The organism is Nocardioides sp. L-11A (assembly GCA_029961745.1).
Classification (GTDB): Bacteria; Actinomycetota; Actinomycetes; order Propionibacteriales; family Nocardioidaceae; genus Nocardioides.
This window is the reverse complement of record CP124680.1, coordinates 3,235,008-3,260,334: the sequence shown is the minus strand read 5'-3', so window position 1 is coordinate 3,260,334 and position 25,327 is coordinate 3,235,008. Positions and strand designations below refer to the sequence as shown.

Annotated in this window: 24 protein-coding genes; 12 read left to right on the top strand and 12 right to left on the bottom strand. The window is 72.7% G+C overall.

The genetic code is table 11. The annotated features are described in order from the left end of the window. Positions 1–173 precede the first annotated feature (173 nt). Genes QJ852_15675 through QJ852_15660 form a run of 4 tightly spaced genes read left to right on the top strand, consistent with a single transcriptional unit; the run spans position 174 to position 3,615 of the window. Positions 174–1,115, top strand: coding sequence for a helix-turn-helix domain-containing protein (locus tag QJ852_15675; GenBank protein WGX94590.1), 942 nt, complete (start codon positions 174–176; stop codon positions 1,113–1,115). Between the two features lie 19 nt (positions 1,116–1,134). After that, entirely contained in the window at positions 1,135–1,263 is a 129-nt protein-coding gene (locus tag QJ852_15670) for a hypothetical protein (protein WGX94589.1), read from the top strand. 42 nt (positions 1,264–1,305) lie between these two features. Beyond that, complete coding sequence (speB, locus tag QJ852_15665; protein ID WGX94588.1) at positions 1,306–2,244, top strand: agmatinase; 939 nt, start codon at positions 1,306–1,308, stop codon at positions 2,242–2,244. Between the two features lie 45 nt (positions 2,245–2,289). Next, positions 2,290–3,615: an HNH endonuclease signature motif containing protein gene (locus QJ852_15660; protein ID WGX94587.1), complete on the top strand. Its 1,326-nt coding sequence runs from the start codon at positions 2,290–2,292 to the stop codon at positions 3,613–3,615. 14 nt (positions 3,616–3,629) lie between these two features. Here the strand turns inward: QJ852_15660 and QJ852_15655 are convergent, their stop codons facing one another. From QJ852_15655 to QJ852_15640, 4 genes are all read right to left on the bottom strand, one after another. Continuing rightward, positions 3,630–4,055 (bottom strand): PKD domain-containing protein, encoded by a 426-nt coding sequence (locus QJ852_15655; protein WGX94586.1) that lies wholly within the window; start codon positions 4,053–4,055, stop codon positions 3,630–3,632. Positions 4,056–4,360: 305 nt separating this feature from the next. Next, a complete protein-coding gene (locus QJ852_15650) occupies positions 4,361–4,942 on the bottom strand; it encodes a DUF6318 family protein (GenBank protein ID WGX94585.1) in 582 nt (193 codons plus the stop codon). 153 nt (positions 4,943–5,095) lie between these two features. Beyond that, a complete protein-coding gene (serA, locus tag QJ852_15645) occupies positions 5,096–6,289 on the bottom strand; it encodes a phosphoglycerate dehydrogenase (protein ID WGX94584.1) in 1,194 nt (397 codons plus the stop codon). Positions 6,290–6,359: 70 nt separating this feature from the next. Next, a complete protein-coding gene (locus QJ852_15640) occupies positions 6,360–7,100 on the bottom strand; it encodes an SDR family oxidoreductase (GenBank protein WGX94583.1) in 741 nt (246 codons plus the stop codon). A gap of 82 nt (positions 7,101–7,182) precedes the next feature. On the opposite strand from QJ852_15640, the gene QJ852_15635 reads away from it, so the two are divergent. Further along, on the top strand, positions 7,183–7,806 hold the full coding sequence (locus QJ852_15635) for a TetR/AcrR family transcriptional regulator (protein ID WGX94582.1): 624 nt from the start codon (positions 7,183–7,185) through the stop codon (positions 7,804–7,806). A gap of 104 nt (positions 7,807–7,910) precedes the next feature. On the opposite strand, the gene QJ852_15630 is transcribed toward QJ852_15635, so the two are convergent. Genes QJ852_15630 through gabT form a run of 3 tightly spaced genes read right to left on the bottom strand, consistent with a single transcriptional unit; the run spans position 7,911 to position 11,964 of the window. Next, positions 7,911–9,296 carry an NAD-dependent succinate-semialdehyde dehydrogenase gene (locus tag QJ852_15630; protein WGX94581.1) on the bottom strand — a complete coding sequence of 462 codons (1,386 nt, stop codon included), beginning with the start codon at positions 9,294–9,296 and terminating at the stop codon, positions 7,911–7,913. 26 nt (positions 9,297–9,322) lie between these two features. Next, positions 9,323–10,609, bottom strand: a complete 1,287-nt coding sequence (locus tag QJ852_15625) for a Glu/Leu/Phe/Val dehydrogenase (protein WGX94580.1) — start codon at positions 10,607–10,609, stop codon at positions 9,323–9,325. Beyond that, on the bottom strand, positions 10,609–11,964 hold the full coding sequence (gene gabT / locus QJ852_15620) for a 4-aminobutyrate--2-oxoglutarate transaminase (GenBank protein ID WGX94579.1): 1,356 nt from the start codon (positions 11,962–11,964) through the stop codon (positions 10,609–10,611). Before gabT ends, QJ852_15625 begins: the two co-directional genes overlap by 1 nt. A gap of 128 nt (positions 11,965–12,092) precedes the next feature. Between gabT and QJ852_15615 the strand changes: the two genes are divergently transcribed. Then, positions 12,093–13,583 (top strand): PucR family transcriptional regulator, encoded by a 1,491-nt coding sequence (locus QJ852_15615; GenBank protein WGX94578.1) that lies wholly within the window; start codon positions 12,093–12,095, stop codon positions 13,581–13,583. On the opposite strand, the gene QJ852_15610 is transcribed toward QJ852_15615, so the two are convergent. Continuing rightward, positions 13,580–14,818 carry an AMP-binding protein gene (locus QJ852_15610; protein ID WGX94577.1) on the bottom strand — a complete coding sequence of 413 codons (1,239 nt, stop codon included), beginning with the start codon at positions 14,816–14,818 and terminating at the stop codon, positions 13,580–13,582. The two genes, QJ852_15615 and QJ852_15610, sit on opposite strands and share 4 nt — an antisense overlap. Positions 14,819–14,840: 22 nt before the next feature. Between QJ852_15610 and coaE the strand changes: the two genes are divergently transcribed. Beyond that, the gene (gene coaE, locus QJ852_15605) at positions 14,841–15,449 is read left to right on the top strand and encodes a dephospho-CoA kinase (GenBank protein ID WGX94576.1); all 609 of its coding nucleotides are present in this window, start codon (positions 14,841–14,843) and stop codon (positions 15,447–15,449) included. A 385-nt stretch (positions 15,450–15,834) separates the two neighbouring features. On the opposite strand, the gene QJ852_15600 is transcribed toward coaE, so the two are convergent. From QJ852_15600 to QJ852_15590, 3 genes are all read right to left on the bottom strand, one after another. After that, the gene (locus QJ852_15600; protein ID WGX94575.1) at positions 15,835–16,809 is read right to left on the bottom strand and encodes a sigma-70 family RNA polymerase sigma factor; all 975 of its coding nucleotides are present in this window, start codon (positions 16,807–16,809) and stop codon (positions 15,835–15,837) included. A gap of 161 nt (positions 16,810–16,970) precedes the next feature. Next, positions 16,971–19,154, bottom strand: coding sequence for a S9 family peptidase (locus QJ852_15595; protein ID WGX94574.1), 2,184 nt, complete (start codon positions 19,152–19,154; stop codon positions 16,971–16,973). Between the two features lie 10 nt (positions 19,155–19,164). After that, a complete protein-coding gene (locus QJ852_15590; GenBank protein WGX94573.1) occupies positions 19,165–20,517 on the bottom strand; it encodes a DNA polymerase IV in 1,353 nt (450 codons plus the stop codon). A gap of 192 nt (positions 20,518–20,709) precedes the next feature. On the opposite strand from QJ852_15590, the gene QJ852_15585 reads away from it, so the two are divergent. The 4 genes from QJ852_15585 (at position 20,710) to QJ852_15570 (ending at position 24,014) form a co-directional block, all read left to right on the top strand. After that, entirely contained in the window at positions 20,710–21,741 is a 1,032-nt protein-coding gene (locus tag QJ852_15585) for a DUF4192 domain-containing protein (protein ID WGX94572.1), read from the top strand. Positions 21,742–21,783: 42 nt separating this feature from the next. Then, a complete protein-coding gene (locus tag QJ852_15580; protein WGX94571.1) occupies positions 21,784–23,247 on the top strand; it encodes a glutamate-cysteine ligase family protein in 1,464 nt (487 codons plus the stop codon). Positions 23,248–23,310: 63 nt separating this feature from the next. Next, entirely contained in the window at positions 23,311–23,598 is a 288-nt protein-coding gene (locus QJ852_15575) for a type II toxin-antitoxin system Phd/YefM family antitoxin (GenBank protein ID WGX94570.1), read from the top strand. A gap of 2 nt (positions 23,599–23,600) precedes the next feature. Beyond that, a complete protein-coding gene (locus QJ852_15570) occupies positions 23,601–24,014 on the top strand; it encodes a PIN domain-containing protein (protein WGX94569.1) in 414 nt (137 codons plus the stop codon). On the opposite strand, the gene QJ852_15565 is transcribed toward QJ852_15570, so the two are convergent. After that, positions 23,987–24,430 carry a hypothetical protein gene (locus QJ852_15565; GenBank protein ID WGX94568.1) on the bottom strand — a complete coding sequence of 148 codons (444 nt, stop codon included), beginning with the start codon at positions 24,428–24,430 and terminating at the stop codon, positions 23,987–23,989. The two genes, QJ852_15570 and QJ852_15565, sit on opposite strands and share 28 nt — an antisense overlap. A gap of 83 nt (positions 24,431–24,513) precedes the next feature. On the opposite strand from QJ852_15565, the gene QJ852_15560 reads away from it, so the two are divergent. Then, on the top strand, positions 24,514–25,326 hold the full coding sequence (locus QJ852_15560; GenBank protein ID WGX94567.1) for a sulfurtransferase: 813 nt from the start codon (positions 24,514–24,516) through the stop codon (positions 25,324–25,326). Position 25,327: the final 1 nt, after the last annotated feature.

Sequence of the window (25,327 nt, the reverse complement as noted above, 5' to 3'; positions counted from 1 at the left end):
TCGCGCGCCCAGCCGACGAGGGCGGCCAGGCCGGAGCCGAGCAGGAGAAGGAGCAGGAGGAGGAGCAGTGCGCTGGTCATGGCAGTAATCCTGCTCTCCATGCTTTCCTGCCACTAGTGGCAGAAAAGCCGGTTAGCGTTGATTCTCTGCCACTCGCCTGGGATGGTGGTCCGGTGCTGACCAATGTGGCCGTGATCGCCTTCGACGGCGTGGCCCCCTTCGAGCTGGGGATCCTGTGCGAGGCGTTCGGGATCGACCGCACCGCCGACGGCGTGCCGGCGATCGACTTCGCGGTCTGTGCCGAGGACGACCGCCCGCTGCAGACCTCGATGGGATTCACGCTGCAGGCCGGCCATGGCCTCGACCGGGTGGCCGAGGCGGACCTCGTCGGCATCCCGGCGATCAAGCAGGCCGAGGCCTCCGCCGACGTCCTCGAGGCGATCCGCGCCGCCTACGAGCGCGGCGCCCGGCTGATGTCGGTGTGCAGCGGCTCCTTCATCCTCGGACAGGCCGGCCTGCTCGACGGCCGCGAGTGCACCACGCACTGGATGTACACCGAGCAGCTGCAGCGACAGTTCCCGGAGGCCAAGGTGATCCCCGAGGTGCTCTACGTCGACAGCGGCCAGATCGTCACCGGCGCCGGCAGCGCCGCCGGCCTCGACGCGGCCCTGCACATCTGGCGCCAGGAGTACGGCGCCGCCGTGGCCAACGTGATCGCGCGCCGGGCCGTCGTCCCGCCCTACCGCGACGGGGGACAGGCGCAGTACATCGCCCGTGCCGTCCCCGACTGCGACGCCGACACCCTGCGCCCGCTGCTCACCTGGATCCTGGAGAACCTCGGCGAGGACCACTCCGTCGAGGCGCTCGCCAAGCGTGCGCTGATGTCCCCGCGCACCTTCGCGCGGCGCTTCCGCGACGAGACCGGCACCACGCCCCACCACTGGGTCACCCGGCAGCGGGTCGCGGCCGCCGAGGAGCTGCTGGAGCGCACCGACCAGCCGGTGGAGTGGATCGCGGGCGAGGTCGGCTTCGGCAACGCCGCGACGCTGCGCCACCACTTCGTGCGCGTGCGCGGGGTCAGTCCGCAGAGCTACCGCCGCCAGTTCGCCTGCTGAGCGCGGCGCGAGGGACACGGTGCTGCTCCGTGAGCTGCTCGGCGACGCCGCGCTGGACCTGGAGGTGCTGGTCGAGGGCGACCGGCCGGGAGCCGGTGACGACCGGCGCCTGGCAGCAGACCGGCCGCTCCCGGCGCGGTGCGCGTGAGATCCTCGATGTAGCGTCCGTTCACGGCAAGGGAGGCGCAGTATGACCGTCGGACCCGTCGACGCGACCCAGGTCCCGCGCTACGCGGGCGACACCACCTTCGCCCGGCTGCCGCGGCTGAGCGACGTGGGCGACGCCGACACGCTCGTGTGGGGCGTGCCGTTCGACGGCGGCGTCTCGTACCGGCCCGGCGCCCGCTTCGGCCCCAACCACATCCGCCAGTCCTCGCGGCTGCTGCGGCCCTACAACCCGGCGCAGGACAGCGAGCCGTTCCTGCGCGCCCAGGTCGCCGACGCCGGCGACCTCGGCGTCAACCCGTTCTCCCTCGACGAGGCGATCGCCGCGATCGAGGCGGGCGCGCGCGAGCTGTCCGGCACCTCTCGGAGCCTGCTCACCATCGGTGGCGACCACACGATCGCGCTGCCGCTGCTCCGCGTGCAGCACGAGCGGCACGGACCCGTCGCGGTGCTCCACTTCGACGCGCACCTCGACACGTGGGACACCTACTTCGGCGCGCCGTACACGCACGGGACGCCGTTCCGCCGCGCCTCCGAGGAGGGGCTGATCGACTTCGGCCATGCGATGCACATGGGCATCCGCGGGCCGCTCTACAGCAGGCTCGACCTCGACGAGTCCGAGGAGCTGGGGTTCTCCGCCGTCCACGCGCGCGACTTCGTCCGTTCGCCGATCGACGACCTCATCAACCGGATGCGTGAGCGTCTCGGCGACCGTCCGGTCTACGTCTCGCTCGACATCGACGTCCTCGACCCCGCCTTCGCCCCGGGCACCGGCACCCCCGAGGCCGGCGGGCTCTCCAGCGCCCAGCTGCTGGAGGTGCTTCGTGGCCTGGAGGGGCTCAATGTCGTCGGCGCGGACGTCGTGGAGGTGTCGCCGGCGTACGACCACGCGGAGATCACCGGCATCGCGGCCGCCCACGTCGCCTACGAGCTGCTCTCGGTGCTGCCCGGCAAGCCTGTGTGATATCGGCCGGGGGGTTGTGTCGTACCTCCTGTGTTTGATCGGGACATGGTCAGTGATGGGGCGGTGGCGGGTCTGGCGGACCTGTCGGCGGTGGGGGTGCTCGAGTTCGTCGAGCGCCAGCACGCCGCGCGTCTGGAGGCTGAGCGTGAGGTGTTGCGGGCGGCGTATCAGTGGGCGGTGCTGCACCATCCCGACCGGCTGCCACCCGATGATCGGCGGGGCCGGTCCCGGGCTCGTCGTGTGGGTGGGGCCGGTACGCCGCTGATCACCGACCATGCTGCGGCCGCGTTCGGTGCCCGGATCCAGCTGAGTCCCTATGGGGCGCGGCGGTTGATCGCGGATGCGGTCGATCTGCAGTTGCGCCTCCCGAGGCTGTGGGCCGGGGTCGAGGCTGGGTCGGTGCGGGTGGGTCATGCGCGTCATGTCGCGGACGCGACCCGGGACCTGTCTTCGGAGGAGGCGGCCTGGGTCGACGGGGAGGTGGTCGAGGTCGCGGACGGGCGGTTGGCGTGGTCGAGGTTCGAGTCTGTGGTGGAGGGCAAGGTCGCCGCTGCTGCGCCGGAGTTGGCTCTGGCTCGGGAGGAGGCTGCGGCGAAGGAGCGGTGTGCTCGCATGTCGCGGGTCGACCGGCACGGGATGGCGACGTTCACCATCAAGGCGGACGCGGTCACCGTCGCGGGGATCGATGCTGCGGTGAGCGTGGTCGCGGAGAGGTTGAAGGACCAGTTGCCCGACGCCGACTCCAACGACCGTCGGGTCGCAGCGGTCGCCCTGTTGGTGAACCCGGCCAGCCACCCCGCCACCGATGGCGATCTGGGGGCATCGGTCGGGCCGGTGCGGCCCAAGGCGACGGTGTACCTGCACCTGTACGCCGATTCCCCGATCGCCCGACTCGAGGGCCACGGTCCGGTCACGATCGCCCGGATGATGCACCTGCTCGGTGAGGCGGGAGCGAGAGTCCGGATCACCCCCGTCATCGATCTACCTGGCCAGGCACCGGTCGACGCCTACGAGATCCCCACCCGGCTCCGCGAGGCCGTGCACCTGATCCACCCCGCCGACGTGTTCCCGTTCGCTGCGAACACCACCCGCAACGTCGATCTGGACCATGCGGTCCCCTACAGCGAGGGCGGGCCGACCAGCATCGGCAACCTGGGGCCGTTGACCCGGACCCACCACCGGGTCAAGACCCACGCCGGCTGGGAGGCACGACATCCGTTCCCCGGGATCGTGATCTGGCGCGATCCCTACGGGGCCCACTACCTCATCGACCCGACCGGCACCCGCCGGGTCACCCCGACCACCGGTGACGACACACCCACCCGCACCGACATCATGGTCACGGAGCTACTCCTGAACTATGCGGCGTGACCCGGGCTGGTCGATCAGTAGCCGACCAGCTTGGGCTCGGCCTCGATCGCCCGCAGCGGCTGACCCGGCCCGTCGATCGTGACGGTGCCGGGGATGGCCTGCCACGGGCCGTCCGCGATCCGGTACCGGCCGGTGTAGGTCGTCGACAGGCTGGGCAGGTACTCGCCCTTGCGCAGGTAGTTGTGGGTGATCCGGAGCTCGGGGTACGCCGCCCCCGGCTCGGTCGTGCTCCGCGACCGTCCGTCGCCGAAGTGCCACACGAAGGTCGCCGGCGTCGCCTCCAGGGTGACCTGCTGCCCGAGGAGCGCGACGGTGGTGCTGATCGGATCGGTGCTGGTCGTATAGAAGTTGGTCCTGAAGTTGACGAGGGTCAGGCCGTCGGGTGGCTGGATCGTGAGGGTCCCGGCGGGGAGCTCGAGCTCGGCGAATGCGCGTCGCACATCTTCAGTGGTGAGGACGGGAGTCTCGTCGGCTCCGCATACCGTCGCGCCTGCTGAGCCACCGGTCTGTGCGCCAACGACGTGCTCAGCTCCAGGGCAAGCCTGCTCGCCGATGACGATGTGCGGCCCTACTGCTTCGTCGTAGACCTGTTGTGGGGCAGCGCTACTCGAACTCGACTGCTGAGACTCGTCCACTTGCTGGACCCAGAAGGTCTCGTCTGAGGTGCCTGATGAGTCCCCATCATCGGCATCCGCCGCCGCACCGACCAACGAGAGGATCGCAACCACCGGCAAAAGCTGGGCCTTCACTTGAGTTCCATGACATCGAGGCGCCAACGCGTGCCGTCCACCCACAACAGGTAGAGATCCCACTTGTCGGACCCTGGCTCACGGGCCTCTTCGGCACCGTCGCCTGACATGATCGTCTGTCCGTCGTGTTCGACTTGAACTTCGCTGTGGAAGGCGTAGATGTCCGACTCTGAGGTGACTTCTGTCAACGTCGCGTGATCGACTCTGTGTGCGCCGCCGACTATCGTTCCTCCTGACTGATAGTGCCTTCTGATACCCCGAATCCCAGCCTGGCAGCCTTTGCAGGTTGTTGCAGACGCGGCCTTGAGCGCCTTCACGTCACCCGTGACCTGCGCGTAGTTGATCAACTCCCAGTAGTACTCGATGAACGCCCGCGCACCGTCCTCACTGGCCTGCTTCGCCGCCTCCGGCAGCCCCGGCTCGCTCGGCGGCTCGGTGGGCGGCTCGGTGGGCGAGGGCGTGTCGATGGTGCCGGTGGGGCTCCAGGTCGAGGTCGGGTCGCGCGGATCGGGGGAGTCGTCGGTGCAGGCGGCCGCGGAGAGGAGCAGGACGAGCGCGGCGGCGAGCAGACCGAGCACCGGTGGGCCGCCCGTGGTGCGGTGTATGCGCATGGGTCCTCCCGAGATGTGCAGCGCCCGGACCGGGGACGCGCTCGCGACGCTATCCCGATCCGGGCGGTGCCGCCACCGACGCGGCGGCAGGCTGTGGAGGAGCCGAGTGAGCTCAGCGGCTCACCAGGTGCGTGCCCACACGCAGTACTCGGCGGCGCGCAGCCGCTCCAGCGCCTCGGTTGAGAGCGGGTCGGCGGCGTCGATGACGACGTACCCGAGGCCGTCCTTGGTCGAGAGCAGCTGGTCGACGACATTGTCACCGGCCTCCGCGAAGGTGGCGTTGAGGTCGGCGAGGACGCCGGGCACGTTGCGGTGCAGCAGACCGAGACGACGCCCGGCCGGCAGCTCGGGCGGGAGGACGGCGGGCAGGTTGACGGACAGGGCGGTGCTGCCCTCGAGGGCGAAGCGGGCGAGCTTCTCGGCGACGAACCAGCCGATCTCCTCCTGCGCCTCCTGGGTCGAACCGCCGATGTGCGGGGTCAGGATGACGTTGTCGAGGCCGCGCAGCACCGAGTCGAACGGATCGCCCTGCGCCTTCGGCTCGGACGGGAAGACGTCGACGGCGGCGCCGGCGATGTGGCCCGAGAGCAGGTGGTCGCGCAGGGCCTCGTAGTCGACGACCATGCCGCGCGAGGCGTTGATGAGCATCGCTCGCGGCTTCATGGCCGCGAACTCCGCGTCGCCGAAGAAGCCGGCGTTGCCCGGGCGTCCGTCGACGTGCAGGCTGACGACGTCGGAGACGGCCAGCAGCTCCTTGAGGGTGCGCACCCGCCGTGCCGTGCCGTGGGCGGGCCGGTCCGCGGTGTCGTAGAAGACGACGTTGAAGCCGAGCGCCTCGGCCACGGTCGACAGCTGGGTGCCGATATTGCCGTAGCCCACGATGCCGAGTGTGCGCCCCCGTACCTCGTGGCTGCCCTTGGCCGACTTGTCCCACACGCCCTCGTGCATGCGCTGGGTCTTCTCCGGCAGGCGGCGGGCGAGGGCGATGATCTCGGCGATGACCAGCTCGACGACGCTGCGGGTGTTGGAGTACGGCGCGTTGAAGACGCCGATGCCCTTCGCGGCAGCCGTCTTGAGGTCGACCTGGTTGGTGCCGATGCAGAAGCAGCCGACGGCGACCAGATCGGTCACCTCGTCGAGCACCCGGGTCGTCACGTTCGTGTTGGAGCGGACCCCGAGCAGGTGGACGCCGGGCAGTGCAGCGATCAGCTCGTCCTCGGACAGGGAGCCCGCACGCAGCTCCACCTCATAACCGCGGCCCTCCAGGGTCTCGACGGCGGCCGGATGGATGTTCTCGAGCAGCAGAGCCTTCACGGCAGAACCCTACGGGCTGGCCGCCGCGTCGGAGACCGCGGTACCACGGTGCGACACCCGGGGAGGGGCCTCACGCGTTCGCCCCACCGTCGACGACGACGGCGGTGCCGTTGACGTACGCCCCGCCGGGCCCGGCGAGATGGGCGACGGTGGCGGCGATCTCCTCGGTGGCCGCGTAGCGACCGAGGGGGATCACGGCGCGTTCGTCGTCGGCATGCTCGGCGTCGGCGGGGTTCATGTCGGTGTCGGTGGATCCCGGGTGGACCAGCACCGCGTTGATCCCGCGAGGACCGAGGTCGCGGGCGAGCCCGCGGGTGAACCCGACCAGGGCGGACTTGCTCATCGCGTAGAGCGAGAACCCTGGCGCCGGCACCCGCTCGGCGAGATTGCTGCCGATGCTGATGATCCGTCCACCCGTCTGCATGTGGGGGAGCGTGGCGCGGACCGCGACGAAGACCGCCCGGACGTGGACCGCCATCGTGTCCGTGAAGTCGTCGAGAGTGAGTTCGTCGATCGGACCGTGGGCGAGGATCCCGGCATTGTTGACGAGCACGTCGATGCGTCCGAGCATCGACGCGGCCCGCGCGACCGCTGCCTCGACCTGGTCCGGGTCACGCAGGTCGGCCCGGACGGCATGGGCGACCACGCCATGACTCCGGGACGCCTCGACGACCTGCAGGGCCCGAGCCTCCGATGCCGAATAGGTCACGACGACGTCGGCGCCCTCGGCCGCGAGCCGTGTCGCGATCGCGGCGCCGATACCCCTGCTTCCTCCGGTGACCAGTGCGGTCCTGCCCTCGAGCGTTCTCATCCGTGCCTCCGTCGTCAATTTATGTAGTGATCACTACACAATAATCCTCGCATGCGAGGATGGCCACCCGAGAGGGGGACCGATGGAGAGACGAGGACGGCCGCGGGCCTTCGATCGAGCCGCCGCCCTGCGGAGCGCGATGGAGCTGTTCTGGCGGCATGGGTACGAGGGTGTCTCGATCAAGATGCTCGAGGACCGTCTCGGCATCGCGGCGACGAGCCTGTACGCGGCCTTCGGCTCCAAGGAGGCGCTGTTCGACGAGGCGGTGGAGATGTACGACCCGGACGGTGCGACGCCGACCGATCGTGCGCTGCGGCAGCCCCGGATCCGGGACGCGGTCGAGGCACTCCTGCGGGACAACGCGGAGGCCTACGTCGATCCCACGACCCCTGCGGGATGCATGCTCGTGACGGCCGCGGTGAACCTGGCGTCGGGCCATGACCACGTCGGCGAGAAGCTGGCGGCGCGGCGGCGGCGCGACAGCGAGAAGATCCGCGACCGGATCGAGCAGGCCGTGCGTGACGGCGAGCTCCCGCGCTGCCTGGATCCCGCGCGCGGCTCGTCCTATCTCGTCACGGTGCTGCACGGACTGTCGATCCAGGCTCGCGACGGCTGCACCCGGGAGGAGGCGGGCGGCATCGTCACCGTGGCGCTGCGCGGCTGGGACGCGCTGGTCGAGGACGCGGCGGCGCTCGCCCGGCAGTGAGGTCCCGGTCCGGGAGGCCCGCCCAGGACGGTCCGGCCCCTCGCCGGATGCGACGAGGGGCCGGGTCCCTGAGCTGGTCGCGTGACTGACCCTGCTCGGTCGGCTCAGCTCCAGTCGACGCTGTAGTAGCGCGTCTCCTGGTACTCGCGGATGCCCTCGTGGGCACCTTCGCGGCCGATGCCGCTCTGCTTGACCCCACCGAACGGCGCGGAGGGGTCCGAGACGATGCCGCGGTTGATGCCGACCATGCCGGCATCGATCCGCTCGCCGAGCCGCAGCGCGTCCTGCAGCCGGCCGGCGTAGACGTAGGCCGCGAGGCCGAACTCGGTGTCGTTGACCGACGCGAGCAGCTCGTCCTCGTCGGTCCAGGTGACGATGGGCGCGACGGGGCCGAAGATCTCCTCGGAGAGGATCGGGGCGCCGACGGGTACGTCGACCAGGACGGTCGGCGGGAAGAACCACCCCTCGGCGGGGACGCTGCCCTGCACCGCCACCTTCGCGCCGTCGGCCACGGCGGCCTCGACCAGCTTGGTGATGCCGGTCAGCGCCTTCTCGCTGATGACCGGGCCGATCTGGTTCGCGGGATCGGCCGACGGCCCCACCTTCAGCGCGGCGACGGCGGCCGAGAACTTCGCGACGAACGCGTCGGCCACGTCGGCGTGCACGTAGAACCGGTTGGCGGCGGTGCAGGCCTGCCCGCCGCCGCGGAACTTCGCGATCATCGCCCCCGCGACCGCCGCGTCGAGGTCGGCGTCGGCGGTGATCACGAACGGCGCGTTGCCGCCGAGCTCCATGCTGGAGTTCAGGACCCGGTCGGCGGCCTGGCGCAGCAGGGTCCGGCCGACACCGGTCGAGCCGGTGAAGCTGACCTTGCGGACCCGTGGGTCCTCGAGCCAGGCGGTCACCACGGCGGCCGCGTCCGTGGTCGGCACGACGTTCACCACGCCGGACGGCACGCCGGCCTCCGACAGGATCCGGGCCACGGCCAGGGCCGTCAGCGGCGTCTCGGCGGCCGGCTTGAGCACGACCGTGCACCCCGCGGCCAGGGCCGGCGCGATCTTGCGGGTCGCCATCGCTGCGGGGAAGTTCCACGGCGTGATGAGCGCGGCCACGCCGACGGGCGCGTAGGTGACCAGGGTCTTCGCGCTGCCCGCGGGCGCGTCGCCGTACGTGCCCTCGCCGCGGACCGCCTCCTCGGAGAACCAGCGGAAGAACTCGGCGGCATAGGTCACCTCGGCCCGGGCGTCGGCGACGGACTTGCCGTTCTCGGCCGCGATCAGACCCGTGAGCAGGTCCGCGTCGCGCACCATCAGGTCGTAGCAGCGGCGCAGGATCTCCGCACGGGCCCGGGCGGGCGTGGCCGCCCAGGCCGGGAACGCGGCGGCCGCGGCGTCGACGGCGGCGGTCGCGTCCGCGACGGTGCCGTCGGCGACGGTGTCGATGACGCGGCCGGTGGCCGGGTCGTGCACCTCGAAGGTGGGGGCGGTCATCGGGTGTCCTTCCGGAGGAGTGGTCATCACGGGTAGAGGCCGCGCAGCTGGTGCGCCTGGGCCACGCGCTCGACGGCGAGCACGGTCGCCGCGGTGCGCAGGGGGATGTCGAGGCGGGCGGCGGCCTCGTTGACCGAGTCCCACGCGGCGAGCATCCGCTCGGCCAGCCGGTCCTCGACCTCGCCCTCGCTCCACCAGTAGGCCTGGTTGGCCTGGACCCACTCGAAGTAGGACACGATCACGCCGCCGGCGTTCGCCAGGATGTCCGGTACGACGAGCCGGCCGGCCTCCTGCAGGATCCGGTCGGCCTCCGGCGTGGTGGGCCCGTTCGCGCCTTCGACGATGACCCGGGCCCGCACCCGGCCGGCGTTGTCGGCGCGCAGCACGCCCTCGACCGCGGCGGGGACGAGCAGGTCGACCTCGGCCTCGAGCACCGTCTCGGCGGGGACCTCGTCGCCGCCGGCGAAGCCGACGACCGAGCCGGTCGCGTCGACGTGCGCCTCCAGGGCGGGGAGGTCCAGGCCGGCGGCGCAGAAGACGGCGCCGTACTGGTCGGACACGGCGAGGACCCGGGTGCCCGCCTCGGCGAGGAAGCGGGCGGCGTACCGGCCGACCTTGCCGAATCCCTGGACGGACGCGGTCGCGTCGGCCGGGTCGATGCCGCGCGAGAGCAGTGCCGCGATCGCGACGTGGACCACGCCGCGGGAGGTGGCGGTGGCGCGGCCGCGCGAGCCGCCGAGGCTGATCGGCTTGCCGGTGGTGACGCCGAGGACGGTGTGTCCCTGCTGGACGGAGTAGGTGTCCATCAGCCAGGCCATCGTCTTCTCGTCGGTGCCGATGTCGGGCGCCGGGATGTCGCGCTCGGGCCCGATCAGCGGGCTGATCTCGCTGGTGTAGCGGCGGGTGACCCGCTCCAGCTCGGCCGGCGAGTAGTCGCGCGGGTCGATGGTGACGCCGCCCTTGGCGCCGCCGTAGGGGACGTCGAGCAGGGCGCACTTCCAGGTCATCCACATCGCCAGCGCGCGGACCTCGTCCAGCGTGACGTCGGGGGAGTAGCGCAGGCCCCCCTTGGCCGGCCCGCGGGAGAAGTTGTGCTGCACCCGGTGCCCGACGAGGAGCTCGGTGCGCCCGTCGTCGCGGCGCAGCGGGATGCTCACGGTCACCTCGCGGCGCGGGGTGGCGAGCATCTCGAAGAGCCCCTCGTCGTAGCCGAGGAGCGTGGTGGCCTCGCGCAGCTGCGTGCGGGCGTCGGCCAGTGGCCCGGCCGCCCCCAGGGACTCGTCGAGGGCGGCGGGCTCGTGGAGCGCGGTCATCAGTTCTCCTGGCTGATCTCTGCGAAGATCTCGGCGAGCAGGTCGAGGGCCTCGGCGAGGAGGTGGTCGGGCATCGACAGCGGCGGCAGGAAGCGCAGCACGTTGCCGTAGGTGCCACAGGTCAGGACGACCATGCCCTGGGCGTTGGCGGCGGCGGCGACCTTCTTGGTGAGGTCGGCGTCCGGCTCCGTCGTACCGGCGCGGACCAGCTCGACGGCGATCATCGCGCCGCGCCCGCGGACCTCGCCGATCCGCGGGTCGCTCTCCTGCAGCGCGGCGAGCCGCTCGGTCATGGTCTTGCCGATGGTCCGGGCGCGGTCGACCAGGCCCTCGGCCTCGATGGTCTCGATGACGGCGAGCGCGGCCGCGCAGGCGAGCGGGTTGCCGCCGTACGTGCCGCCGAGTCCGCCGGGGTGCGCGGCGTCCATCAGCTCGGCACGGCCGGTGACCGCCGCGAGCGGGAGGCCGCCGGCGATGCCCTTGGCGGTGACGATCAGGTCGGGGACGACGCCCTCGTGGTCGCACGCGAACAGCTCGCCGGTGCGGGCGAAACCGGTCTGCACCTCGTCGGCCACGAAGACGACGCCGTTGTCGCGGCACCAGGCGACCAGGGTCGGCAGGAAGCCGTCGGCGGGCACGATGAAGCCGCCCTCGCCCTGGATCGGCTCGATCACGACGGCGGCGAGGTTGTCGGCTCCGACCTGCTTCTCGATGACGTCGATGGCCTCGCGGGCGGCCTCGGCACCGCTCCGGCCGCCGTCGCGGAAGGGGTAGGACAGCGGGGCGCGGTAGACCTCGGAGGCGAACGGGCCGAAGCCCTTCTTGTATGGCATGTTCTTCGCCGTCATCGCCATCGTGAGGTTGGTACGGCCGTGGTAGGCGTGGTCGAAGACGACGACCGACTGCTTGCCGGTGGCCGAGCGCGCGATCTTGACCGCGTTCTCGACGGCCTCGGCGCCGGAGTTGAAGAGCGCCGAGCGCTTCTCGTGGGTGCCGGGGGTGAGCTCGTTGAGCTTCTCGGCGACGGCGACGTAGCCCTCGTAGGGGGTGACCATGAAACAGGTGTGGGTGAACTCGGCGACCTGGCGGGTCACGGCCTCGACCACGCGCGGGGCGCTGTTGCCGACCGTGGTCACGGCGATGCCGGAGCCGAGGTCGATGAGCTGGTTGCCGTCGGCATCCACCAGGATGCCGCCGCCGGCGGCGACGACCTGGACCGGCAGGCCGACCGCGACACCGGACGCCACGGCCTTGGCCTTGCGCTCGGCGAGCGCCAGCGAGCGCGGGCCGGGGATGGCGGTGACGAGGCGACGCTCCTGCGTGATGCTGGGGCCGCCGGTGGGCTGCTGGCTCATCAGATGTCCTCCGTGGAAGGGGTGCCCGGGGGCGCCGGGCCGTCTGTCACGAAGGTAGGACGGCGCGTGGTCGCCCGCTATCGCCAGTGTGCACAATCTGCACTTGCCGATTGTGCAAGAATCGCACCGTGGTGACAGTGGCGGACCTGGTCACGGTGCCCGGCCTGGGCCTGCGCACGGTCCACGACGCGGCCGGCCCGCCGCTGCGCTGGGTCGCGACGAGCGAGCTGGCCGACCCGACGCCGTACCTCGAGGGCGGCGAGCTGCTGCTCACCACGGGCCTGGGCACCCGCGGCTGGAGCGACGAGTGGGATCCGTACGTCGCCCGACTGGCCACCGCGGGCGCCGCCGCCCTGGCGATGGGCGTGGGCCTGACCCACGACCGGCTGCCCGACCGGCTGGTCGCCGCCTGCCGCTCGCACCGCCTGACCCTGCTGGAGGTGCCCCGCGAGACCCACTTCGTCGCGGTGTCGCGGGCCGCGGCCGAGCTGCTCCAGGACCAGGAGGCCGCGGCGACCCGGCTGGCGCTCGACCTGCAGCGCCGGCTGACCCAGGCGGCCCTCGGCCTCGACCTGCGCCCACTGCTGGAGCGGCTGGCCCAGCTGCTCGACGGCGCGGTGGCGCTGGTGCATCGCGACGGTGAGCCCGAGGAGGGACCGTTCGGCGTGCGCCCGGAGCGCCTGAACCTCGCCCTGGTGCGGACCGAGGTGGCCGGCATCCGCGGCCAGGGCCTCGGCGCCGTGTCGAGCACCGTCGTGAGCACGGCCCACGGCCAGGTCGCCACCGTGGTCCGGCCGATCGGGCTGGCCGGGCGGCCCGAGCACTATCTCGCCGTCGCCGCGCCGAGCGGTCTCGGCGACCCGCTGCGCGCGGCGATCAGCACCGCCGCCGTGCTGCTCAGCCTGGCCGTCGAGCGTCGGGCCGAGCGTCGTTCCGCCGAGCGGAGACTGCTGAGCCGGGCCCTCGAGCTGCTGCTCGCCGGGGACCTCCGTTCGGCCGAGGTCCTGCTCGACGCCGCGGAGGGCGGCCGCGCGGTGCCCGAGCGGCTGCGGGTGCTGCGGATGAGCGGCCCGGAGGACGCGCTCGGTGATGCCCTCGACCGGCTGGAGGACGAGCTCACCGACGCGGGTGTCCTGGCCGGTCTGGTCGACACGGAGCTGGTCGCCGTCGCCGCACCCGCCCGGGTCGCGGCCGTGCTCGACGTCGTCACGTCGTCCGGGCTGCGCGCCGGCGTCGGCCGGGTCACGGCGGCGGGCGACGCCCGCCGCAGCGCCGAGTCCGCGGGGCACGCCCTCGACCGCACGACCGGTGCCAGTCCGGTGCGCCGCTGGGAGGACGTCGCCGACGCCGGGCCGCTCGCGCTGGTGCCCGAGGCCCTCGGCCGGGAGTACGCCGCGAGCCTGCTCGCCCCGCTCGACGGGGAGCAGCGGACCACCCTGGCCGCCTTCCTGCGGCACCACGGCTCGCGCGGAGCCGTCGCCGACGACCTCGGGGTCCACCGCAACACGGTGCGCAACCGGCTGGCCGAGATCGAGCGGCTGGCCGGCCTCGACCTCGACGACCCGGCCGCGCGGGTCGCGGCCTGGCTGGCGCTCGAGCTGGCCGCCGACCAGGACTAGCCGAGCTCGGTCCGCCGGATCTTGCCGGTCAGGGTGCGGGGGAGCTGATCGACGAAGGCGTACTCCTTGGGCCGCTTCGGCGGTGCCAGCCGCTCACGGGCGAAGGCCCGGAGATCCTCCTCGGCGGGTCCGCCGGCACCGACCACCACGGCGGCGCGGACCCGCTGACCCCACGCGGGGTCGTCGACGCCGTAGACGGCGACGTCGGTGACGCCGGGGCAGGTGCCGAGGACCTGCTCCACCTCGGTCGGGTAGACGTTGACGCCGCCGCTGATGATCAGGTCCTCGCGGCGTCCGTCGAGGTAGAGGTAGCCGTCGGCGTCCAGACGCCCGAGGTCCCCGACCGTGAACGCCGGCCCCTCGGGCGTATCCCGCCAGGCGGCGGCGGTCTTCTCCGGCGCCCCGAAGTAGCTGAACCGCGCGAACGGCGGCACCGTGCACCAGATCGTGCCGTCGGGATCGGTGCTCAGTGTGCGGCCCGGCCGGGCCCGGCCGACGGTGCCGGGACGGGCCAGCCACTCCTCGCTGCGGCACGCGGTGAACTGGCCTTCGGTCGAGCCGTAGAACTCCCAGGTCGAGCCGTCCGGGAACGCCTCGACGAGGCGGTGCTTGAGGTCGGTCGGGCACGGCGCCCCGGCGTGCGCGACGAGCCGGAAGCAGGAGAGGTCGGGCCGGCCGTGCTCGTCCCAGTGCGCGAAGAGGCGCTGCAGATGGGTCGGCACGCAGAACATCGTGGTGGGCCGCTCGGCCTCGATCGCCGCGGTCACGGCCGCCGGGTCGAAGGGGCCGGGGATCACGATCCGGCCGCCCGCGAGGATCGTGCCGATCGCGAAGCGGAGCGGCGCGGAGTGGTAGAGCGGGCTCAGCACGAGGTTGACGTCGTCGGGGCCGAGGTCCCACAGCTCGCGCTCCTCGGCGACCAGGGCCGCCGCGTCGGCCGGGGACAGCAGCCCTGAGAAGACGCCCTTCGGCACGCCGGTCGTTCCGCTCGTGCAGTGCATCGGCCGACCCAGCGGCAGCCCGGCCGGTGGGAGGGCCGCGACGACCGCCGCGAGCTCGTCCTCGCTGCGCACCACGACCGACGGCTCCAGGCCGGCGAGGATCCGCTCCTGCTCACCGGGCGTCAGCCGCGGGTCCAGCGGGATGGGGAACACTCCGGCGGTGAGCATCCGGAGCACCGCGTCGACGTACGCGTGGGAACCCGGAAGGAGCAGGGCGACCCGTTGGTTCGGCACGCCCTCACAGTAGGGTCCGCGTGTGCGCGTCGGACTGACCGGGGGGATCGCCTCGGGGAAGAGCACCGTGTCGTCGATCCTGCGTGAGCTGGGGGCGGTCGTCATCGACGCCGACCAGATCGCGCGCGAGGTCGTGGCCAGGGGCACGCCCGGGCTCGCGGCCGTGGTCGCGGCCTTCGGGCCCGAGATGCTGACGCCCGAGGGCGAGCTGGACCGGCCGCGGATGGGCGCCTTGGTCTTCGGTGACGAGGCTCAGCGCCGGCTGCTGGAGGGCATCGTGCACCCCCTCGTCTTCGAGCGGTACGCCGAGCTGGAGGCCGCCGCGCCCAGCGACGGGATCGTGGTCCACGACATCCCGCTGCTGGTGGAGTCGGGACGTGCCGGGGAGTTCGACGCGGTCATCGTGGTCGACGTGCCCGAGGAGCTGCAGGTCGAGCGGATGGTCCGCGACCGCGGCTGGACCGAGGAGGATGCCCGCGCCCGGATCGCCGCCCAGGCGACCCGCGAGCAGCGGCGCGCCGTGGCGACGTACCTGATCGAGAACACGGGGTCCCGCGAGGAGCTGCGGCGACGGGTGACGGAGGTCTTCGCCCAGCTGGCCCCGGGACAAACGCCCGATCTCGACCAATAGTTGTCAAGCAGGGCACAAAGGACGCCCGGATCGTCCCCAACCCCGCGACGGGCGTGGTCTACTCCGAGGGCTCGTCGGCGGTGGCGCGGACTCGACACCGCGCCATCGGGAGTCACCACCGGCGGGCATGCCGAGTGGCCCGTCGTGCGATCGCCTCAGGGGTGAGCGTCGCGCGGCGGGCTGCTCGGGCGCGCGCCGACCGCAGGGTGAGGGAGACCGTTGTCATGGCCGGATCGAGGCATCGGCACTTCGTCATGCTCTACGTCGCCGTGCTGGCCGGCCTGGTGACCTTCCAGATGATGGTCCTGGATGGCCACGGGCGCAGTGCGCCCGTGGCCGCCCCCAGAACCTTCGTGCTCGGCGAGCAGGTGGTGCGGACCCAGGCTCAGGCGGCCATGTCCGGGTCGCCGAGTCGGCGCAGCTTCTGCAGCGCCTCCCGCTCCAGCTGGCGCACGCGCTCGGCCGAGATGCCGTGCTTGACGCCGATGTCGGCGAGCTTGTGCTGTCGGCCGTCGGTGAGGCCGTAGCGGGAGCGGATGATGTCGGCCGCCCGCGGGTCGAGCTGGTCGACCAGCGTGTTGAGCCGGTCGCGGGCCTCGACGTCGAGGACGGTCAGGTCGGGACCCGGTGCCGTCTCCTGCGCCATCAGGTCGCCGAGCGAGGTGTCGCCGTCCTCGTCGACCGGTGTGTCGAGGCTGACGTGCTCACGGCCCCACGCCATCAGGTCGAGGACCCGGTCGACCTCGAGGCCGAGCTCGGCGGCGATCTCGGCCGGCTCCGGGTCGCGGCCCAGCTGACGCTCGAGGGTACGGCGGGCGCCGCCGACCTGGTTGAGCTCCTCGACCACGTGGACCGGCAGCCGGACGACGCGCGCCTGCTGGGCGATGCCCCGGGTGATGGCCTGCCGGACCCACCAGGTGGCGTAGGTGGAGAACTTGTAGCCCTTCGCGTAGTCGAACTTCTCGACCGCGCGGATCAGGCCGGTGTTGCCCTCCTGGATCAGGTCGAGCATCGGCATCTGGGCCCGACCGTACTTGCGGGCGATGGAGACCACGAGGCGCAGGTTCGCGTTGATGAACTCGGTGACCGCCTTGCGGCCCTCCTCGGCGATCCACTCCAGCTCGGCCTCGTTGGCCTGCTTGGGCGCGCCCCCCTTTCGGCGGCCGATCCGACCCTCGGCGAGGAGGTGCTCGGCGTACAGGCCGGCCTCGATCGCCTTCGCGAGCTCGACCTCCCGTGCCGCGTCCAGCAGGGGAGTGCGGGCGATCTCGTCGAGGTACAGACCGACGCTGTCGCGGCCCTCGATCTCCCGCCCGGTGTTCCGCTTCGTGCTCGCCGGCCTCGTCATCGTGGTCGTCATCGCGGTCCCTCCTTCGCCCGTGCGGTGGAAGCCCTCCGCACCTGTGGTTCCAACACCGGGGAGGTACCCGGGATTCCCCAGGACCTTCGGTGTTGCTCTCATCGGCTTTGACGTCCGGGAACCAGCAGAAGTTGCGCCGAGCGGCGAATCTCAGGGAGTTCTCAACTTGCGGGCCCGGAGCCGGCCGGCTCCGCCTGGGCCAGGCCGAGGCGGTCCAGGATCCACGCGAGCGAGAAGGCGCGGTCCTCCCACGCCCGGTAGCGGCCCGAGACGCCACCGTGACCGGCCGCCATCTCGGTGCGCAACAGCACCTCGGCCCGTGGCGCCCGCTCCCGCAGCCGCGCGACCCACTTCGCCGGCTCGACGTAGAGGACCCGGGTGTCGTTCAGGGAGGTCTCGGCCAGGATCGGCGGATAGGGCAGGTCGGCGACGTTCTCGTACGGCGCGTAGCCGGCGATCCGCTCGTAGGCGACCGGGTCGTCGCTCGGGTTGCCCCACTCGTCGTACTCGGGGACGGTCAGGGGGAGCGTCGCGTCGAGCATGGTGGTGAGGGTGTCGACGAACGGCACGCCGGCCACGAACCCGCCGAACGCCTCGGGCGCCTGGTTGGCGACCGCGCCGATGAGCAGGCCACCGGCGCTGGCGCCCTCCGCGACGATCCGCTCGGGCGTGGTCCAGCCGGCCGCCACCAGGTGGCGGGCCGCGGCGATGAAGTCGTCGAAGGTGTGCTGCTTGTGCGCCAGCTTCCCGTCGTCGTACCAGTGCCGGCCCATCTCGCCGCCGCCTCGGACATGGGCGATCGCGAACGCGCCGCCGCGGTCGAGCAGCGAGAGCCGGGCGACCGCGAAGTAGGGGTCGATCGACGCCTCGTAGGCACCGTACCCATAGAGGTGGACGGGCACTGGGTCGGTCCCGCTCGCGCCCCGCGCACCCTTGCGGACGACCAGGGAGATCGGCACCTCGACGCCGTCGACCGAGGGCGCCCAGAGTCGGTGCTCCTCGTAGGCGTCCGGGTCGTAGCCGCCGAGGACCGGCGCCTGCTTGCGCAGCACCAGCTCGCCGGTGCGCAGGTCGTGGTCGTAGACGGCCGAGGGCCGGGCGAGACTGGTCATGCCGACCCGGATGGTCGGCTGCTCGAAGGCCGGGTTGCTGCCGGCGCCCACCGTGGCGAGCTCGCCGGGGAACTCCACGAACCGGTCGCCCGTCACCGGGCTCTCCGGGTCGTCGCCGAGGTCGAGGATCCGGACCTGGCTGCTGCCGCCGCTGCGCTGCTGGACGACCAGGTGGCCGGCGAAGGCGTCGACGTCCTCCAGGCGCACCGCGAGGTCGTGCGGGAGCAGCGGCCGCCAGTCGGCCGGCGCCGTGGGTACGGCGGGCGCATGGCCGAGCTCGAACTCCGGGCCGGTCGCGTTGTGCAGCACGAGGAACCGGTCCTCGCCGCCGACGACCGCGTGCTCGAGGGAGTACTCCACGCCGTCGGTGCGCGCGGCGAAGCAGACCGGCTGCGCCTGCGGGTCGGCGGCGTCGAGGACGTGGAACTCCGAGGTCGTCTTCGAGCTGGCCGCGATCATGACGTACCGGCGGCTGCGGGTACGCCCGACGCCCACGAAGTACCGGCCGTCGGGCTCGTGGAAGACCAGCTCGTCGTCGGCCTGCGCGGTGCCGAGGCGGTGTCGCCACACCTTGTCGGGACGCCATGCCTCGTCGACGGTCGTGTAGTAGAAGTGGTCCGCACCCGCGGAACCAGTGCTGTCGCCCCAGGTGACGCCGCCCATGACGCCGGTCAGCACGTCGTCGTGCAGCTCGCGGGTGGCCAGGTCGAGCACGCGGACGGTGTAGCGCTCGTCGCCGACCACGTCGACGGCGTACGCGAGGAGCCGGTCGTCGGGGCTGACCGAGGAGCCGCCGAGGCTGAAGAACTCGTGGCCCTCGGCCAGCGCGTCGAGGTCGAGCAGCACCTCTTCGCCGGGCAAGGCGGGCTGGTCGGGGCGGGCGTCGGCGGCGGGCTGCGGGGGCGTCCAGTCGTCCGGGTCGCTCACGGGGACGCGGCAGCTGGCGCCGTACTGGCGGCCCTCGAAGGAGCGTCCGTAGTACCAGAACCCGCGCACCCGGGTCGGCACCGAGAGGTCGGTCTCCAGCGTGCGGGCCTTGATCTCGTCGTAGATCCGGCCGCGCAGGTCGGCGAGGTGGGCGGTGCGCTCCTGGGTGTAGGCGTTCTCGGCCTCAAGGTGCGCGATGACCGCCGGGTCCTCCTTGGCGCGCAGCCACTCGTACTCGTCGGTGCGGGAGTGGCCGTGGTGCGTCGTGGTGACGGGGTGGCGCGGGGCGCTCGGCGGGACGGGCATGCCCGGAACGCTACTGCTCCGCCGGTTGCTCCTGCGCGGGCGGGCGCCAGCGCTCCAGGTCCGGGTCGTCGGTGGCGAAGGAGCGCACCGGCCCGGGGGGAGTCTCGGCCGTCTCGAAGCGCACGGTCACGACGCCGCGGCCCGAGCCCCACACCCAGCCGCGGCCGTGCTCGGCGTGGACGACGTCCATGCCGGGCGCCCAGGTGGCGCTGCGCCAGCGGGCGCCCGCCTGTTCAGGCTCCTCCGCCGCCTCCACCACGGTGCCCTCGTCGGCCTCCGGCTCCTCGGCCGCCCCGGCGAAGAGGTCCTCCTGGATCCAGTCGGCCAGCCCGGAGACGCCGACACCGAGCAGGCGTACGCCGCCGGAGGTGTCGAGGTCCTCCAACAGGGTCCGGGCCAGCCGGGCGATGGTCGCGGGGTCGTCGGTGGGCGCGGGCAGGGTCGAGGAGCGGCTGAGGGTGGTGAAGTCGTAGAGGCGGACCTTGATCGTGACCGTGCGGCCGGACAGGCCGCCGGCCCGCAGGCGCTTGGCGACCTCGCCCGCCTGGCGGGTGACGATCGCGGCCATCTGGGTCCGGTCGGTCAGGTCGTGCTCGTAGGTGCCCTCCACGCTGACCGACTTGGTCTCGCGGTCGGCGACGACCGGCCGGTCGTCCTCGGCGCGGGCGAGGTGGAAGAGGGCGAGCCCCTGGGCCTTGCCGACCAGTCGGACCAGCTCCTCCTGGCTGACCCGCTCCAGCTCCTCGACCGTGTGGACGCCGGCCCGGCGCAGTCGCTCGACGGTCGCCGGACCCACGCCCGGGATCACCGACACGTGCAGCGGGCGGAGCAGGGCGAGCTCGGTCCCGGGCTCGATGACGACCAGTCCGTCGGGCTTGCGCAGGTCGCTGGCGATCTTGGCGAGGAACTTCGACGAGGCGATCCCGACCGACGCCGTCAGCCCGCCGGTGACCTCGCGGACCCGGGCGCGCAGCTCCTCGGCGAGGCCGGTCACCGTGGCGACCTCCAGGTCCGGGAGGTCGGCTCGGGCGAGGTCGACGAAGGCCTCGTCCAGCGACAGCGGCTCGACCAGCGGCGAGCAGGCGCGCAGCACCGCCATCACCGCGGCGCTGGCCGAGCGGTAGGCATCGAAGCGACCGGAGAGGTACGCCGCGTGCGGGCACCGGGCGCGCGCCTCCCGGGTCGACATGGCCGAGCGGACGCCGAACACCCGGGCCTCGTAGGACGCGGTCGACACCACGCCGCGACCGCCGGTGCCGCCGACGATGACCGGCTTGCCCCGCAGCGAGGGCTTGTCGCGCTGCTCCACCGCGGCGAAGAACGCATCGAGGTCGAGGTGCAGGATCGAGGCATGGGCGCGCATCAGTGATCGACCCCGGGGGAGCGGTCGGGGTGACGCGGCGAACGCCCGGGACGGATCACGACCGTCACGTTAGTGCTCACCAGTGACACTCGACGCCCTCGACCGTCCCCAGGGCGTCCTCCGGTCCGCGTCCTCCCCAGGGGCCCGCCGCGATCCGCCCGCCTGTCGACCGTTCGGGCCACCGTGCTCGTCATGACCACGACCTCCGAGACGCCCCGCCCACGCACCTCGCTGACCGTTCACGGCCCCGAGGACCTGCTCGCCGCGGCCCCGGTCCTGATCGGGTTCTGGCCCGAGCAGTCCGTCGTCCTGATGACCTTCGGCGCCCGTCACCCCTTCCACGCTCGCACCGACCTGCCACCGACGGCCGTGCGGTCCCGCGACGTGCGCCGGCTGGTCGTCGCCGAGCTCCTCGGCCCGGCCCTCCGACACGGTGCCACCCATGCCGTCCTGCTCTACTACACCGACGACCCACCCGCGGCGGAGGCGGTGCATCGCGCCCTGCGGCGCGCCTGTCGGCGCAGCGGGCTGGTGCTGCTGACCGCCCTCCTCGCCGACGGCACGCACTACCGCGATCTCGGGCATCCCGACCCCGCCGTCCGGCGCCGGCGCCACCCCTACGACGTCGGTGCCCATCCTTTCGTGCTGGCCGCGGCGCTCGCGGGCCGTCGGCTGCACGGCTCCCGCGCCGAGCTGGTCGCCTCGCTCGCGCAGGACCCCGTCGCCGCGGCGGCGGTCAGCACCGCCCTGGTCGCCGGCCGGCTGGCCGACGGCGGGGTGCCGGCCGGCGGTCGGGCGCTCCGCGACGCCGGTGACTGGGTGCTGCGCACCGTGCGCGCGCTGCTCGCCGCCGAGGCCCTGCCTGACGACGCCGTCCTGGCCCGGCTGCTGTGGGCGATGCAGGCCGCCCGGGTCCGCGACGCGGCCTGGTCCGATCTCGAGAGCCACAACGCGCAGGCGCACCTCCGGCTCTGGTCCGACGCAGTGCGCCGCGCGCCCGATGCCCTCGTGGCCGCGCCGGCCCTCCTCCTGGGATGGTCCGCCTGGCAGGCCGGCGACGGCGCGCTCGCCTGGACCGCCGTCGACCGCTGCCTGGGCGCCTGCCCGGGCCACCGGGTGGCTGAGCACCTGGCCTCGCTGCTCCGGGAAGCGGTGCCGCCGAGCACGTGGAGGGGAGGGTTCGCGTGGGACAGCGGGCTCCCGCCGGCGACGACGCACCATTGATAGCGCGGCCGACTCCTCTCAGCCTGGGTCTAAGGTCGGTGCATGGGAGACGACGTCGCGGCCCAGGAGTTCACGCCCGCCGACCGGACCCGCTACCGGGAGAAGGTCCGTCGCTGTCTCGACGTGTTCGAGCGGATGCTGCGGGAGTCGGCCTTCGACACCGACGACCCGTGGACCGGGGTGGAGGTGGAGCTCAACCTGGTCGACGGCGCGGGCGACCCGGCACTGCGCAACGCCGAGGTGCTCGAAGCGATCGAGGATCCCGACTTCCAGACCGAGCTCGGCCAGTTCAACATCGAGCTCAACCTGCCGCCGGGACCGTTGCGCTCCGGTGGTCTGGAGGGCTACGAGATCCAGCTGCGCGACAGCCTCAACCACGCCGAGCAGCGGGCGGCGGCGCTCGGGGCCCACCTGGTCATGATCGGCATCCTGCCCACCCTCGCGCCGGAGCACCTGCGGGCCGAGGTGATCAGCGCCAACCCGCGCTACCGCCTGCTCAGCGAGCAGATCCTGCGCGCCCGCGGCGAGGACATCTTCATCGACATCCGCGGCGTCGAGCGGCTGAACGCGACCGTCGACACGATCATGCCGGAGGCGGCCTGCACCAGCACCCAGTTCCATGTGCAGGTGAGCCCCGACCAGTTCGCGGCGTACTGGAACGCGTCGCAGGCCATCGCCGGCATCCAGCTCGCCGTCGCGGCCAACTCGCCCTACCTGCTCGGCAAGCAGTTGTGGTCCGAGACCCGGATCCCGCTGTTCGAGCAGGCCACCGACACGCGTGGCGAGGAGCTCAAGGCCCAGGGAGTGCGGCCGCGGGTGTGGTTCGGGGAGCGGTGGATCACCTCGGTGTTCGACCTGTTCGAGGAGAACGTCCGCTACTTCCCGCCACTGCTCCCGGTGCTCGACGAGGAGGACCCGCTCACCGTCCTGGAGGCCGGCGGCACGCCGAATCTCTCCGAGCTGCGGCTCCACAACGGCACGATCTACCGCTGGAACCGCCCGGTCTACGACATCACCGGCGGCCTGCCGCACCTGCGCGTGGAGAACCGGATCCTGGCCGCGGGGCCGACGGTCGTCGACACGGTCGCCAACGCTGCGTTCTACTTCGGCCTGGTCCGGGCCCTCGCCGAGAACGACCGTCCGCTGTGGTCCCAGATGTCCTTCAGTGCCGCCGAGGAGAACTTCCACAGCGCCGCTCGGTTCGGCATCGACGCCGATGTCTACTGGCCCCAGCTGGGCAAGGTGCGCGCGACCGAGCTGGTCGTGCGCCGACTGCTGCCCCTCGCCCACGAGGGGCTGGCGGCCTGGGGCGTGGACCCGGCCGAGGCGCACCGGTACCTCGACATCATCGAGCAGCGCTGCCTCGGCGGCACCAACGCCGCCGACTGGTTCGCCGGGCGGGTGCAGGAGCACGATGACGCCGACAGGTACGACGCCCTGCGGGCGGTGCTGGCCGACTATCGGCAGCGCATGCACGACAACCAGCCGGTGCACACCTGGGACTGAGACCGTGCCGTCCATGACCACGGCGTCGTTGTACAACCTTGTACATTAACGTACGATCGGAGCATGTCCGTGATCAGTGCGAGCGAGGCGCGCCAGACCCTCCCGGCCCAGCTGGACCGGGTCGAGGCCGGCGAGGAGGTCCAGATCACCCGCCACGGCCGGGTGGTCGCCGTGCTCGTGCGGCCCGAGGTCCTCCGCACCCGTCGGGCGCGGGAGGCGTGGGTCGAAGCCGACCGGATCGGCGAGTTGCTCGAGAGGGCGCGCCATGAGCCGCTCAAGCGGGCGGCGGGTCCGCCCGGGTGGGCCGACGAGCTGGTCGCGGAGATCCGCGCGGACCGGGACGCTCGGTAGCAGTGCTGACAGCCTTCGACGCCGACGTGCTCATCTACGCCGCCGAGGAGGACCACACGTTGGGCGGCCGGGTCGCGGCGTTGTTCGCGGGCACGAACGACGTGGTCGGAGTCGGATCGATCCTCCTCCTGACGGAGGTGCTGGCAAAGCCGATGCGCCAGGATCCCGCGGACGAGAGGACGGCCACGCTGCTCAGCCTGCTCGGTCGGCTCGAGCTGCAGCCGGTCGACGAATCGGTCGGACGGCTGGCGTTGACACTGGCGGTGCGCTACGGCCTGCGTGTTGCCGACGCGGCGCACCTCGCGACCGCGGTGGCAGCGGGCGCCGACCGGTTCCTCACCAACAACCGCAAGGACTTCCCGCAGACGATCGTCGAGATCGACATCGTCTACCCGGACGAGTTGCCCGCAGCCTGACCTGCCGGTCGCCGCAGGCGGGTCCACCGACGGCCGACGCCCGAGCGCGGGTCGCGCCACGAGCGGCGGGTGACGACGACCAGGTCGAGCCGCACCCCGAGCTCGGCGCCGGCGCAGCCGACGGCGGCCGCCCACGCGAGGTCCTCGGCATCGTGGCCATCGGGCGGTCGGGTCAGCCAGACGAGCGGCACGACATCGTCGGCGAGATGGTCGCGGCACATCGCCTCCAATGCCTCGACGCGCAGGGCGAGATCGAGCGGGCCGTCGTCGGGGAGCTCGAAGGAGCGCACCCGCCCGCCGGGGATACCGACGTGCAGGGCGGGCGGCCGTTGACAGCGCCCCTCGGCGGACGCCTGCGCGCGGACCGCGCGCCGCAGCACCCGTTCGAGCAGGGTCGGCACCGGCTCCTGGATCATGGCCGGGAGCCTGCCCGATCCGCGGCGGCCGCGGGGGCGTCCTCCACAGGCCGCGGAGCGCCGCGCTCGTCTAGGCTCGCTCCATGAGGTCCGGGCTGATCCGCGTCGCCGAGCTCCGCACCACTCTCGGTGAGGTCAGCCTGCTGGACGTGCGCTACCGGATGGGCGGCCCCGGCGGGCCCGGGGAGTACGCCGCGGGTCACATCCCCAGGGCGTCGTACGTCGATCTCGACCGCGATCTCGCCGCAGCGCCGGGCGAGCACGGCCGGCACCCGCTGCCCGATCTCGCGGTGTTCGAGGCGGCGATGCGCCGCGCGGGCGTGAGCGCGGCACGCCCGGTCGTGGTCTACGACGACTGGGCCGGGCACGCGGCAGCGCGGTGCTGGTGGCTGCTGCGCCACCACGGACACCGCGACGTCCGCGTCCTCGACGGCGGGTGGCCGGCATGGCGCGAGGCGGGTGGCGACGTGGCGACCGGCGCCGGTGAGGCGACCGGGCCGGGTGACTTCACGGCCGCACCGGGCCACCTGCCGACCGTCGACGCGACCACGGTGCGCACGGCGGAGGTGCTGGTGGACGCGCGCGCCGCCGAGCGCTATCGCGGCGAGGTGGAGCCGGTCGACCCGGTCGCCGGTCACGTGCCGGGCGCGGTCAACGTGCCGAGCGCCAGCAACCTCGACGAGAGCGGGCGGTTCCGCGATCCGGCCGCACTCGCCGCGACGTACGCCGAGGTCGGTGCCGTGCCCGGCGCCGACGTCGCGGTCTACTGCGGATCCGGCGTGACCGCGGCCCACGACGTGCTCGCACTGGAGCTGGCCGGGGTCACGGCCGCGCTCTACCCGGGCAGTTGGAGCGAGTGGGTCGCCGACCCGTCGCGTCCGGTGGCCACCGGCTGAC